The 12,670-nt window shown below is 71.3% G+C and carries 14 protein-coding genes; 8 read left to right on the top strand and 6 right to left on the bottom strand.

The features are described 5' to 3' along the window. The first annotated feature begins 23 nt into the window (after positions 1-23). Both ACZ7LU_RS31790 and ACZ7LU_RS31795 read left to right on the top strand, forming a co-directional pair. Complete coding sequence (locus ACZ7LU_RS31790; protein WP_362999753.1) at positions 24-1,406, top strand: glycine--tRNA ligase; 1,383 nt, start codon at positions 24-26, stop codon at positions 1,404-1,406. A gap of 78 nt (positions 1,407-1,484) precedes the next feature. Next, positions 1,485-1,700: a hypothetical protein gene (locus ACZ7LU_RS31795; protein ID WP_398297565.1), complete on the top strand. Its 216-nt coding sequence runs from the start codon at positions 1,485-1,487 to the stop codon at positions 1,698-1,700. Here the strand turns inward: ACZ7LU_RS31795 and ACZ7LU_RS31800 are convergent. Further along, complete coding sequence (locus tag ACZ7LU_RS31800; RefSeq protein WP_471918692.1) at positions 1,633-2,517, bottom strand: helix-turn-helix transcriptional regulator; 885 nt, start codon at positions 2,515-2,517, stop codon at positions 1,633-1,635. The two genes, ACZ7LU_RS31795 and ACZ7LU_RS31800, sit on opposite strands and share 68 nt — an antisense overlap. A gap of 78 nt (positions 2,518-2,595) precedes the next feature. Here ACZ7LU_RS31800 and ACZ7LU_RS31805 point away from each other — a divergent pair, with 78 nt between their 5' ends. Beyond that, on the top strand, positions 2,596-3,045 hold the full coding sequence (locus ACZ7LU_RS31805) for a VOC family protein (RefSeq protein WP_471918693.1): 450 nt from the start codon (positions 2,596-2,598) through the stop codon (positions 3,043-3,045). Positions 3,046-3,078: 33 nt separating this feature from the next. On the opposite strand, the gene ACZ7LU_RS31810 is transcribed toward ACZ7LU_RS31805, so the two are convergent. Further along, positions 3,079-3,675 (bottom strand): TetR/AcrR family transcriptional regulator, encoded by a 597-nt coding sequence (locus tag ACZ7LU_RS31810; protein WP_471918694.1) that lies wholly within the window; start codon positions 3,673-3,675, stop codon positions 3,079-3,081. 111 nt (positions 3,676-3,786) lie between these two features. Between ACZ7LU_RS31810 and ACZ7LU_RS31815 the strand changes: the two genes are divergently transcribed. The 3 genes from ACZ7LU_RS31815 (at position 3,787) to ACZ7LU_RS31825 (ending at position 5,584) form a co-directional block, all read left to right on the top strand. Then, the gene (locus tag ACZ7LU_RS31815; RefSeq protein WP_471918695.1) at positions 3,787-4,479 is read left to right on the top strand and encodes a nitroreductase; all 693 of its coding nucleotides are present in this window, start codon (positions 3,787-3,789) and stop codon (positions 4,477-4,479) included. Positions 4,480-4,544: 65 nt separating this feature from the next. Further along, entirely contained in the window at positions 4,545-5,183 is a 639-nt protein-coding gene (locus tag ACZ7LU_RS31820; protein WP_471918696.1) for a class I SAM-dependent DNA methyltransferase, read from the top strand. 68 nt (positions 5,184-5,251) lie between these two features. After that, positions 5,252-5,584 carry a hypothetical protein gene (locus ACZ7LU_RS31825; RefSeq protein ID WP_471918697.1) on the top strand — a complete coding sequence of 111 codons (333 nt, stop codon included), beginning with the start codon at positions 5,252-5,254 and terminating at the stop codon, positions 5,582-5,584. An 8-nt stretch (positions 5,585-5,592) separates the two neighbouring features. Here the strand turns inward: ACZ7LU_RS31825 and ACZ7LU_RS31830 are convergent, their stop codons facing one another. The 4 genes from ACZ7LU_RS31830 to ACZ7LU_RS31845 form a co-directional block, all read right to left on the bottom strand. Then, the gene (locus ACZ7LU_RS31830) at positions 5,593-6,180 is read right to left on the bottom strand and encodes a TetR/AcrR family transcriptional regulator (RefSeq protein WP_471112594.1); all 588 of its coding nucleotides are present in this window, start codon (positions 6,178-6,180) and stop codon (positions 5,593-5,595) included. Positions 6,181-6,204: 24 nt separating this feature from the next. Next, positions 6,205-7,221: an aldo/keto reductase gene (locus tag ACZ7LU_RS31835; protein ID WP_471144879.1), complete on the bottom strand. Its 1,017-nt coding sequence runs from the start codon at positions 7,219-7,221 to the stop codon at positions 6,205-6,207. A gap of 83 nt (positions 7,222-7,304) precedes the next feature. After that, positions 7,305-8,753: an MFS transporter gene (locus ACZ7LU_RS31840; protein WP_471918842.1), complete on the bottom strand. Its 1,449-nt coding sequence runs from the start codon at positions 8,751-8,753 to the stop codon at positions 7,305-7,307. Between the two features lie 254 nt (positions 8,754-9,007). Beyond that, on the bottom strand, positions 9,008-10,453 hold the full coding sequence (locus ACZ7LU_RS31845; protein ID WP_471918698.1) for an MFS transporter: 1,446 nt from the start codon (positions 10,451-10,453) through the stop codon (positions 9,008-9,010). A gap of 101 nt (positions 10,454-10,554) precedes the next feature. Between ACZ7LU_RS31845 and ACZ7LU_RS31850 the strand changes: the two genes are divergently transcribed. Together ACZ7LU_RS31850 and dusB are read left to right on the top strand one after the other, a co-directional pair. Beyond that, positions 10,555-11,481: a helix-turn-helix transcriptional regulator gene (locus ACZ7LU_RS31850; RefSeq protein WP_471918699.1), complete on the top strand. Its 927-nt coding sequence runs from the start codon at positions 10,555-10,557 to the stop codon at positions 11,479-11,481. Between the two features lie 48 nt (positions 11,482-11,529). After that, positions 11,530-12,669: a tRNA dihydrouridine synthase DusB gene (gene dusB, locus ACZ7LU_RS31855; protein WP_468083092.1), complete on the top strand. Its 1,140-nt coding sequence runs from the start codon at positions 11,530-11,532 to the stop codon at positions 12,667-12,669. Position 12,670 lies beyond the last annotated feature (1 nt).

A 12,670-nucleotide genomic window follows, 5' to 3' on the forward strand; every position in this document is an offset into this window, starting at 1 on the left:
GCCGTCGTAATGAAGAGAGCACCGTGGCCGCCGACAAGATCGACACCATCGTCAGCCTCAGCAAGCGCCGTGGCTTCGTTTTCCCCTGCAGTGAGATCTACGGCGGTCAGCGCGCCGCCTGGGACTACGGACCGCTGGGCGTCGAGCTGAAGGAGAACCTCAAGCGCCAGTGGTGGCGCTACATGGTCACCTCGCGCGAGGACGTTGTCGGTATCGACTCGTCGGTGATCCTGGCGAGCGAGGTCTGGCAGGCCTCCGGCCACGTCGCGACCTTCTCCGACCCGCTCACCGAGTGCCTCTCCTGTCACAAGCGCCACCGCGCCGACCACCTGGAAGAGGCTTACGAGGCCAAGCACAACCGCCCGCCGGCCAACGGCCTCGCGGACATCAACTGCCCCAACTGCGGCACCAAGGGCCAGTTCACCGAGCCCAAGCAGTTCTCCGGCATGCTCGCCACGCACCTCGGCCCCACGCAGGACAGCGGCTCCGTCGCCTACCTGCGCCCCGAGACCGCGCAGGGCATCTTCACCAACTTCGGCCAGGTCCAGCAGACCTCGCGCCGCAAGCCGCCCTTCGGCATCGCGCAGATGGGCAAGTCCTTCCGCAACGAGATCACGCCCGGCAACTTCATCTTCCGCACCCGCGAGTTCGAGCAGATGGAGATGGAGTTCTTCGTCAAGCCGGGCGAGGACGAGAAGTGGCAGGAGTACTGGATGGAGCAGCGCTGGAACTGGTACACCGGCCTGGGCCTGCGCGAGGAGAACATGCGGTGGTACGAGCACCCGAAGGAGAAGCTCTCCCACTACTCCAAGCGCACCGCTGACATCGAGTACCGCTTCCAGTTCGGCGGCAGCGAGTGGGGCGAGCTGGAAGGCGTCGCCAACCGCACGGACTACGACCTGACCGCGCACTCCAAGGCCTCCGGCCAGGACCTGTCGTACTTCGACCAGGAGGCCGGCGAGCGCTGGACTCCGTACGTCATCGAGCCCGCGGCCGGCGTCGGCCGCACGATGCTCGCCTTCCTCCTCGACTCCTACATCGAGGACGAGGCCCCGAACGCCAAGGGCAAGCTGGAGAAGCGGACGGTCATGCGCTTCGACCACCGCATCGCGCCGGTCAAGGTCGCGGTCCTGCCCCTTTCGAGGAACCCGGAGCTCTCCCCGAAGGCCAAGGGCCTGGCGACGGCCCTGCGCCAGAACTGGAACATCGAGTTCGACGACGCGGGCGCCATCGGCCGCCGCTACCGCCGCCAGGACGAGATCGGCACGCCGTACTGCGTGACGGTCGACTTCGACACCCTCGACGACAACGCGGTGACGGTGCGCGAGCGCGACACCATGAAGCAGGAGCGCGTCTCCCTCGACCAGATCGAGGGCTACCTCGCGACGCGTCTCGTGGGCTGCTGACGCACCGACTGACATCGGCTGCGGGAAGCCCCCGGTTCCGGGTTATGGAACCGGGGGCTTCCGTGCACACTGAGGCGCATGCCTACCCCCACGACCACGAGCAGGGTCAGACGATGGGACCAGCACGGGCGGGAGCACGTGGTGCGGGTCCAGAAGGCCGGTGTGCAGCGGCAGTTGAGCTGTGACACCTGCGGGTGGCGCAGGAAGGCGCAGTTCCTGCCGTGGCTCAAGGCCGAGGAGCACCTGACGGTGGAGCATCAGGCGACGGTGGATCCGTCGACTCCGGGAGCGTAGTGGCCGCAGGGGTCATCACGAGGATGGTGGTGTCCTGCGGCTGCGGGGTGAGCAGCAGGTTCATGGCGTACGGGCGGGGCGTCGGGTCGTCTTGCCGCGTGATCCCGACGGTCCGCGGGGCGAAGTCCCCGACGGAGCGGCAGGCCCACCAGTCGTCCAGATCCGGCCGTACGGCCGCGAGGCGGTCGGTGAGCCGCTGAAAGGCCCCGTCGCCGGGGCGGCGGTCCGCACGGGTGCGCAGATGCCGGTAGAGGTCCATGGCGACGGACTCCCAGCCGGGCAGCACCTGTTGGTGCCGTGCGTCCCCGACGAGCAGGAGCAGCAGATTGCGCCGCTCCGCGGGGAGTCCGGCGGGATCGGGCCATACCTCGGCGTACACGCGATTCCAGGCGAGGATGTCGTGGGCAGGGCCCAGGATCAGCGCCGGACTGCCGACCCAACTGTCGAGCATGGCGCGGAGGTTCGGATCGTACGAGGCGTGCGGGGCCGCCGCGCCGGGAGCGAACCCGGCGAGGGCGAGGGCGTGCCGGTGGGAGGCGTCGTCGAGGCGCAGGGCGCGGGCGACGGCGTCGAGCACCTGCCGGGAGGTGTCCACGCGCCCCTGCTCCAGCCAGGTGTACCAGGCGACGGAGACGCCGGACAGCGCGGCGACCTCCTCGCGGCGGAGCCCGGGGGTGCGGCGGCGCGCGGTGTGCGGCAGGCCGACGTCACCGGGGGAGAGCCGCTCGCGGTGGGCGCGCAGGAACCCGCCAAGTTCCTTGCCGAGGGGCTTGGTTGCCGTGCCCGTTGCCGTGGTGGTCGCCGTCGTGGTCGCCATGCGCCCAGCGTATGACCTGGAGTCACCCCCATGAACGCCTGTCTGGCTGCGCTGCCCGCCGGCCCTGAGGCTGAACCCATGACGGAATCCACGACGAAAACCACGAGGGAAACCCCCACCATGTGGCGCCGCCGCAACGACTCCTCCGACCTCGCCGCACCCCGCCCCTTCATCCGCGTCTACACGGGCCCGGGCACGCTGGACGCGCTGGCGGCGTCCTACGAGCGCCTGCTCGGCACGGAACGGGACATGTGGTTCACGTACCCCGAGAAGGGGCTGAACCTGGCGGTGGTCGGAGCGTTCCTCCTGGTCGAGGGCACGGAGGAGACGTTGGCCCCCTTCCGCGTCGTCGACGGCACGCTGCTCGTGGACTCGGCCCAGGCGTACCTGACCCGCCTGGCGGCGGAAGGCGCGGAGATCACGGAGCCCCTGATCAAGGTCCCCACGGGCTCGGGCTTCACGGCCCGCCATCGCGACGGCACGGTCATCGAATACGTGGAACACAGGCCGACGGAGGAGGGGTTGTAGGGACGGACGGGGGGCGGAGGTCGTCCTCGTCGGTCAGCGCGTGCTGCCCGGCAGGGCATGGTCGAGAAGGACCTCAGCCGCTGCCCGCGCGTGCCGTCCGTAGTCCGCGTCGCCCAGCACCATGGCGCGGCTGGCGGCCCCGTCTGCGAGGGTGACGAGTTGCTCGGCGAGTGCGGCGGGCTCGCGGCAGCCGAGTTCCGTGACGAGCGCGGTCACCAACTGCACCATCAGCAGCTTCTGTTCGCGGGCGTAGGAGTGGACCGCGCTCCGCGGGTCGGGGAACTCGGCCGCGGCGTCGATGAACGGACACCCGCGTACGGGGGCCGCGTCCGCCGCGGGCAGGACGAACAGTGCGAGGATCCGCTCTCTGGCCGGGATGTCCTCACGCGTCAGCGCGCTTTCCAGGGTCCCGCCGGACGAGGCGAGGTCGTGAAGGTGGGCGACGACCAGGTCGCTCTTGGTCCGGAAGTGCGCGTAGAGGGTGCGCTTGGACACCGGAGCCTGCTCCGCGACCTGTTCCATACCGGTCGCGTTGATCCCCTGGGTCGCGAACAGGTGGGCGGCGGCGGCCAGGATGCGCTCGCGTCCTCCGCGCCCCTGCCGCCGAGCGGCTGTCGTCACGGTACTCATAAGGGAAGTATACGTTCCCGTTTACTTCGAGGGGAGGGGGTGACTACAGTGGCGCCGCAAGTAAACGAGACCGTTTACTTAATCGGCGCTTCTGGGTCTGAGGAGAGCTCTATGAGCAGGCTGGCCGTTTCCCCCGAGTTGAGCGACTACGCGGAGAAGCTGATACGGGGTCGCCACGCGACGCGCGCGTTCCGCCCCGACGCCGTGCCCGACGACACCATGCGTGCGATCTTCGCCCTCGCCGGCACCGCACCGTCCAACTCCAACGCGCAGCCGTGGCGGGTCGAGGTGGTCAGCGGCACGAAGCGCGAACGCCTGGCGGACGCCTTGCGGGCGGCCCACGCCGAACAGCGCACCTCGGCCGACTTCCCGTACTCCGAGGGCATGTACGCCCCCGTCCACCAGGAGCGGCGGGCGGCGTTCGGCGCGGGACTGTACGGAGCCCTGGGCATCGGCCCCGACGACCACGCGGCACGCGCGGCCTACGACGCGGAGAGCCTGCGCTTCTACGGGGCGCCGCATGCCGCCTTCCTGTTCGTCACCGGCGACGGCGGGCCGCGACTGGCCGCCGACGTCGGCGCCTACCTCCAGACGCTGCTCCTGGCCATGGCCGCATACGGCGTGGACAGCTGCCCGCAGGGTCTGCTCAGCTTCTACGCCGACACCGTCCGGGAGGAACTCGGCTCCACCGAGGGGCGATTGCTCGTGGGCGTCTCCTTCGGCTACGCGGACGAGAGCGCGCCGGTGAACCGGGTCACGACGGGGCGGGCCGCCCTGGAGGCGACGACAGCCTTCCACGCCTAGCGCCCGCCCACGGCGGTCCGTGCTGAATGTCGGAATGTCAGAGGAAGGCCCTAGGGTCCTGCCTCGTGACTGAATCCTCCACCCACCTCAGTACGACGGCAGACGCCTACGACGCCATCGCCACCGTGTACGCGGGACTGCCCCGCGACGACCTCCGCAGCCCTTCCCTGGACCACGCGATGCTCACGGCGTTCGCCGGCCACGTGCGGGCCGATGGCGCGGGCCCCGTCGCGGAGCTGGGCTGCGGCCCCGGCCCGGTGACGGCCCTCCTCCGCGACCTGGGCCTGGATGTTCTCGGCATCGACCTCTCCCCGGCGATGATCGACCTGGCCCGCGAGACCTACCCGGACATCCGGTTCGAGGTCGGCTCCATGGACGCCCTCACCCTGCCCGACGGCGAGCTGCGCGGAGTGGTGTCCTGGTACTCACTGATCCACGCCCCGGAGCGGGATGTAGCCGCGTATTTGACGGAGTTCCACCGAGTCCTCGCCCCCGGTGGCCACCTCCTGCTCGCCTTCTTCGAATCGTCGGGCGACCCGCTCACCCCCTTCGACCACAAGGTGACAACGGCGTACCGCTGGCCGATCGACGCCCTGGCAACCCTCACCCACAAGGCAGGCTTCACCGAACTGGGCCGCCTGCTCCGCGAGCCGGGGGAGGGCGAGCGGTTCCGACGGGGGACTCTGCTGCTGCGCAAGGGGTGAGATCTAGGCTGAACCGTGGTGCCGCGTACCGGGCGGACCGGACGAATCCGAAGGAGTGTGCCCCCGTCGTGAGCAAGGACTGGGAAGTTGATGTTCAGTTGCTGCTGGATGTCTCCGACGACAAGTGGGCGGTTCTTCAGGAGGGGATGCTCGCCGAGATGGTGAGCGAGCCGGAGTACGAGTTCGTGCCGACGGCCACCTCCCATGGGTACGCCGGTGATTTCTTCTCGGTCGGGGCCACGTTGCAGGTCAGGGCCGAGATGCCCGGTGAGGCAGCCGATATTGCTGTTGCCGCTGTGCGGCGTGCTCTCCGGAGTGCTGGAGGAGGGCCGGACAATGGCGTCGTGGAGATCATCGTGCGGCAGGGTGGAGTGGATCCTCGGCTGCTGGGGCGCCGGTAGGCGGCAAGTCAGGCGCGCAGGCCGCGGAGTGTGAGGTCGAGGACCGCTGTGAAGTCGTCCTCGATGCCCGGGCGGGACCAGTGTGCCGCGTACGCCGGGTCGTGGAAGCGGCTCGTCGCGTCGAAGACCGCGCGGGCCGAGACCTCGGGGGAGGGGGACGCGAAGTCCCCCTCCGTCACGCCCTCTTGGATGATCGTCGTGAGTTGGGACGTGAGGTCCGCGATGTGGTCGTCCACCACGTCGCTGTTCTCGCCGACCAAGACGGAGTAGGTGGCGAAGAGTTCGGGGTCGTCGCCGGCCTTGTGCTGTTTGGCGTCGAAGAGGGCCGCCAGCCAGTGGCGGAGCTTCGCCTCGGGGGGCTCCGTGCCGGTGACGATTCCGGAGAGCGTCTCCGACGTACGGTCCAGCCAGCGCCGCGTCACCGCGCCGCGCAGCTCCGTCTTCGTACGGAAGTGGCGGTACACCGTGCCGTGGCTCACCCCGAGGGCGCGGGCCACGTCGACGACCGTGGCCTTGGCCGCGCCGTGCCTGCGCAGCACCTCCTCGGTCGCTTCGAGGATGCGCTCGGGGGTCAGGGGAGCCGCGGTTGCTGCCATGGCTAGACCGTACCCGGGGACGGATCAGCGCTCGCTGTCGAGGTGTGCCATCTGGGAGTCCGGGTAGCGGGCGCCCGCCGCCGCGTCCGCGGGGACGGCCGCTTCGATCGCGGCCAGGTCGGTGGCGTCGAGCGTCACGTCCAGGGCGGCGAGCGCCTCGCCCAGGCGGGTGCGGGTACGAGCGCCCACCAGTGGCACGATCGACGCCCCGTGTCGCGGTCCCTGCGCGAGCACCCACGCGATCGCGGTCTGCGCGACGCTCACGCCCTTCTGGTCGGCGATCTTCCGCAGCGCGTCGACCAGGTCGAGGTTGCGGTCGAGGTTCTCGCCCTGGAAGCGGGGGCTCATCGCGCGGAAGTCGTTCGCGGCCAGCTTGCGGTCGCGGGTGAAGTGGCCGGAGATCAGGCCGCGGGAGAGCACCCCGTACGCCGTCACGCCGATGCCCAGTTCCGCGACCGTCGGCAGGATCTCGGCCTCGATACCGCGCGAGATCAGGGAGTACTCGATCTGGAGGTCCGAGATGGGGGCCGTGGCCGCCGCCCGGCGGATCGTCGCGGCGCCGACCTCGGAGAGGCCGATGTGCCGCACGTACCCCTTCTCGACCAGCTCCGCGATGGCGCCCACCGTCTCCTCGACCGGGACGTCGGGGTCGATGCGGGCGATGCGGTAGACGTCGATGTGGTCGACGCCGAGGCGCTGGAGGGAGTACGCGGCGAAGTTCTTGACCGCCGCCGGGCGGCCGTCGTACCCCGACCAGCCGCCGTCCGGGTCGCGCAGGGCGCCGAACTTGACGCTGGTGAGGGCCTGCTCGCGGTGGGCGGCGGGGGCCGTGCGCAGGGCCTCGCCGATCAGGAGTTCGTTGTGCCCCATGGCGTAGAAGTCGCCGGTGTCGAGGAGGGTCACGCCCGCTTCGAGCGCCGCGTGGATGGTCGCGATGGACTCCGTCCGGTCCGCCTCTCCGTAGAGCGCGGACATGCCCATGCAGCCGAGGCCGAGGGCGGAGGTCAGGGGGCCGGTCGTGCCGAGAGTGAGAGTACGCATGCATCCACCATGACATGACAGATGACAGAATTCAATATCTGTCATCTGTCATCTGTCACCCGTTACCTGTCGTCTGTCACCTGTCATGGGTCATCGCGTATGCGACATCTGTCATGCGTCACCGGCTGGGCGGTGGCCGTCTCCTCCTCCAGCCGCTCCGCCGTCCTCCGCGCCGACTCCCGCGCCCACCGCCCGCTCGTCACCGCCCCGAGCACCAGCACCGCGAGGCCGCAGCCCGCGAGGATCCACCAGGCCGGGCGGCTCGCCTCCGTGAAGTCCTTCGCGTACGAGGAGGACGCGACGCCCGACGCCAGGACCGCGCCGATCACCGCGATGCCGAGGGTCGTGCCGATCTGGCGGCTCGTGGAGGCGACCGCCGCGGCGACGCCCGCCTGGGCGCGCGGCATCCCGGAGACGGCCGTGTTGGTGATCGGCGCGTTCACGAAGCCGAAGCCGAGGCCGAAGAGGAGGTAGCCGGCCAGGCGCGGCCCGCCCGTGGACTCCGCCTCGAACGCGGCGAAGAGGATCCCGGAGGCCGTCATCGTCACCCCCGCGATCAGCAGCGGGACGCGCGGGCCGCGGCTGCCCACCAGGCGGCCCGACAGCGGACCGAAGACCAGCGCCATGGCCGCGATCGGCAGCATCCACAGTCCGGCGTGCAGGGCGTCGAGGTCGCGTACGTCCTGGAGGTAGAGCGTCGACAGGAAGAGGAAGCCGCTGAGGGACGCGAAGGCGCAGACCGCGATCACCGTCGCGCCGCTGAACGGCGCCGAACGGAAGAAGCGCAGGTCGATGAGGGGCTGGGCGCGGCGCGGCTCGTACCGGAGCAGTCCGGCGAGGCCGAGCACCGCGACGCCCGCGGAGCCGAGGATCAGCGGTGACGTCCAGCCGGCGCGCGGCGCCTCGATGATCGCGAACGTCAGCGCGCCGAGCAGCGCGATCACGAGGAGCTGGCCGACCGGGTCCGGGCGGCGCGGCTTCGGGGCGCGCGACTCGGGGACGTACCGCAGGGTGAGGAGGAGCGCGGCGAGGCCCACCGGCAGGTTGACCAGGAAGATCGAGCGCCAGCCGACCGTTTCCACGAGCACCCCGCCGAGCAGCGGGCCCGCCGCCATGGAGATGCCCGCGACGCCGCCCCAGACGCCGATGGCGCGGGCCCGCTCGCGCGGGTCGGTGAAGGTGTTGGTGATGATCGACATCGCGACCGGGTTGAGCATGGAGCCGCCGACCGCCTGCACCATGCGGAAGGCCACGAGGAGTTCGAGGCTGGGCGCGAGCGAGCAGAGCGCCGAGCCGAGGGTGAAGACGACCAGGCCCGCCACGAAGATCTTGCGGCGGCCGATCCGGTCGGCGGTCGAGCCCGCGAGCATGAGGAGCGAGGCGAGGACGAGCGTGTACGCGTCGACCGTCCACTGCATGCCCGAGACGCTCGCGTCGAACTCCTTCTGCAAGGTGGGCAGCGCGACGTTCAGGACCGTGTTGTCGAGCGTGACGATGAGCAGGCTGGTGCAGCAGATCGCGAGGATGAGCATCCGTCGGCGGTGGGGGAGTCCGTCGCGGTGGCTGGTTTCGTCACGGTGGTCCGGCTCGGGCTTGCGGTGGCCTCGCTCGGCGTCGCGGCGGTTCGGCTCGGGCTTACGGTGGCCCCGCTCGGCGTCGCGGTGGTTCGGCTCGGTGTCGCGGTGGTTCGGCTCCGTGTCGCGGTGGTTCGGTTCAGCGGGCATCTTTCGACCGTAAATCGCCGGGCGGCCCCCGGCCCGGACAGGGCCGGGGGAGACGAGCCGGTTCAGGCCAGCCGTCGCGGCAGCCGCAGGCTGAGCAGCGCCAAGCCGAGCAGCCCCGCCAGCTGCACCCCGAGCGCCGTCACGAACGCGCTCCGCATGCCGATGTCGGGGACCAGCGCCAGGAAGAGCGAGCCGATCGTCGCCACGCCCACGGCCAGGCACGACTGCTGCACGGTCGCGGCGAGGCCGCTGCCCGCGCCCGCCCGCGCGGCGGGTACGGCCGCGAGCGCGACGCGATAGTAGAGGGCGAGCTGGACGCCCTGTCCTGCGCCGCACAGGAGCAGCCCGGGAGCGAGGGCCAGGGGGTTCAGACCGGGCCACGGAGCCCACAGCACCGTCGCCGCGAGCACCGCGAGACCCGTGGCGTGGACCAGGGCGGCCCGGGGCATCGCGCGGGTTCCCCAGCGGCGCACCAGGCGCGGCACGAGCATCGACGCGGGGATCTGCGTGAGGCCCATCGGGATCACGGTCAGGCCCGCCTTCAGCGCCCCGTACCCCAGCCCCTGCTGGAGGATGATCGCGAACCCGAACATGAAGCCGCTGAAGCCGATGAAGATCGGCAGGCCCAGGACCAGGCTCCTGCGCACGGCGGGCTCGCGCAGCAGCGACGGCGGCAGCAGCGGGCTGCCGCCGGTGCGTTCGGCACGGCTCTCCACGGCCCCGAAGGCCCAGCCGAGCAGCGGCGCCGCGACCAGCAGGAGCACCGACCAGAGCGGCCAGCCGGTCGCGCGGCCCTCCGTCAGGGGCAGCAGGAGCGCGGTCAGCGCGCCGGCGAACAGGACGGTGCCGAGTACGTCGCCCCGTACGGGCCGCTCGGCGCGGCTGTCCGGCACCGCCCGCACTCCGACAAGCAGCGCCACCACCGCGACCGGCACGTTGACGAGGAACACCGCGCGCCAGCCCGTGCCGCCCAGGTCCGCGGCGACCAGGGCGCCGCCGAGGGCCTGCCCGAGCAGCCCCGCGACGCCGCTCACCGCGCCGTACAGCGCGACGGTCCTGGCCCGCCGCTCGCCCCGCGTCGTCGCGTGGATCGTGCCGAGGACCTGCGGCAGCATCAGCGCGGACGCGGCGCCCTGCGCCACCCGCGCCCCCACCAGCCACCACGCGCCGGGCGCGAGCCCGCAGGCCAGCGAGGTCAGGCCGAAGGCGGCCACGCCCCACAGGAAGAGCTTGCGGCGCCCGTACGTGTCCCCGAGGCGGCCGCCCAGGACGAGCAGTACGGCGTACGCCACCGCGTACCCCGCGACGACCATCTCCAGCGTGGCGGGGGAGGCGCGCAGGTCGCGTTCGATGCTGGGCAGGGCGATGTTGACGATGAAGAAGTCGATGCTGGAGAGGGAGGCGCCGAGGAGGACGGTGAGGAGGCCGAGGGAGGTGAGGGGCGAGGGCGCGGCGGGACCGGCCGCACCGGTGGCGGGGGACTTGTCGGTGTGGGTCGTGAGAGTCACGGATACGACGATGTTCCGGCGCCCAGAGGGGTACCAGAGTGTCCTTATCCTGGTACCAGGCGAACCTGGAAACAGGCTGCGCGATGACGCAGCCTGGAACGGTGACCGCCACCGCCACCGCCACTGCCACCGCCACCGCCACTGCCACCACCGGCGCCGCTGCATCTGCCGCGCCCCTCGCCGCCGACCTCCGCCGCCAAGAGCTCGCCGCCTTCCTCCGCAGCCGCCGCGAACGCGTCACGCCCGAGCAGGTCGGCCTGCCCCGCGGCCCCCGCCGCCGCACGCCGGGCCTGCGCCGCGAGGAGGTCGCGCAGCTGGCCTGCGTCGGCGTCACCTGGTACACGTGGCTGGAGCAGGCACGCTCCATCAAGGTGTCCGCGCAGGTCATCGACGCGATCGCCCGGGCGCTCCTGATGGACCCCAGCGAGCGCGCCCACCTCTTCGCGCTCGCCGGCGCCGTCGACCCGCGCCCGGAGGCGGAGTGCACGGCGCTCTCCGCGGAGGTACGACGGCTGATGCGCCGCCTCGGCCCCTACCCGGCCACCGTGCAGAACGGCCGCTACGACGTCCTCGCGTACAACCGCTCCTGGACCCACGTCTTCGGCGACTTCGACGCGATGGAGCCGCGCGACCGCAACTGCCTGTGGCTCCTCGCCACCAGCCGGAGCTGGCGGGAGACCTTCCTCGACCGGGACGAGATGCTGCGCGACCTGATCGCCAAGTTCCGCGGCGCCATGGCCGAGCACGGCGCGGAACCCGCCTGGAAGGAGCTGCGCGACCGGCTTGCCGGGGCGTCCGCCGAGTTCCGCGAGCTGTGGGAGCGGCACGAGGTGGCGACCATGGCGCCGCACGTCAAGCGCTATCAGCACCCCCGGGTCGGCCTGCTCCGCCTGGAACACCGCATGCTGTGGATGGCCCCGCTCACGCAGGCGTACCGCCTGATCGCGTACATCCCCGCCGACGACGAGACGGAGGAGCGCCTGGAGCGCCTCGCGGAGCTCTCCGAGGAGGGCGGCACGGCCGCCTGAGGAGTGAGGGACAATAGAGGGTCCCGTCGTCCGTCCCGGAGATCATCCATGCCCTCCCAGCCGCAGCCCCTGTCGATCGGCCCGCACACCGTGCAGCCGCCCGTCGTGCTCGCCCCCATGGCGGGCATCACGAACGCGCCGTTCCGGACGCTGTGCCGGGAGTTCAGTGGCGGCAAGGGCCTCTTCGTCAGCGAGATGATCACCACCCGCGCGCTGGTGGAGCGCAACGAGAAGACGATGCAGCTGATCCACTTCGACGAGACGGAGAAGCCCCGCTCGATCCAGCTGTACGGCGTCGACCCGGCGACCGTCGGCAAGGCCGTCCGCATGATCGCGGAGGAGGACCTGGCCGACCACATCGACCTGAACTTCGGCTGCCCCGTCCCCAAGGTCACCCGCAAGGGCGGCGGCTCCGCACTCCCGTACAAGCGCCCGCTGCTCCGCGCCATCCTCCGCGAGGCCGTCAGCGGCGCCGGTGACCTCCCCGTCACCATGAAGATGCGCAAGGGCATCGACGACGACCACATCACCTTCCTGGACGCGGGCCGCATCGCGGTCGAGGAAGGGGTCACGGCGATCGCCCTGCACGGCCGCACGGCCGCCCAGCACTACGGCGGCACGGCCGACTGGGACGCCATCGCCCGCCTCAAGGAGCACGTCCCCGAGATCCCCGTCCTCGGCAACGGCGACATCTGGTCGGCCGCCGACGCGGTCCGCATGATGAACGAGACGGGCTGCGACGGCGTCGTCGTGGGCCGCGGCTGCCTGGGCCGCCCCTGGCTCTTCGGCGACCTGGTCGCCGCCTTCGAGGGCACGGGCGCGCCCAAGGCGCCGGACCTGCGCGAGGTCTCGGCCGTCATGCTGCGCCACGCCGCGCTCCTCGGCGAGTGGATCGGCGACGAGGCGCGCGGCGTCATCGACTTCCGCAAGCACGTGGCGTGGTACCTGAAGGGCTTCGCGGTCGGCTCGGAGATGCGCAAGCGCCTCGCCATCACGTCGTCGCTCGCCGAACTGGAGGACGGTCTCGGCGAGTTGGACCTCGACCAGGAGTGGCCGGCGGGCGCGGACGGCCCGCGCGGCCGCACGTCCGGCAACAACCGCGTGGTGCTGCCGGACGGCTGGCTGAAGGACCCCTACGACTGCGCGGGCGTCGGCGAGGAAGCGGAACTGGACACGTCGGGCGGCTGAA

Source organism: Streptomyces sp. NPDC039462 (assembly GCF_055639375.1).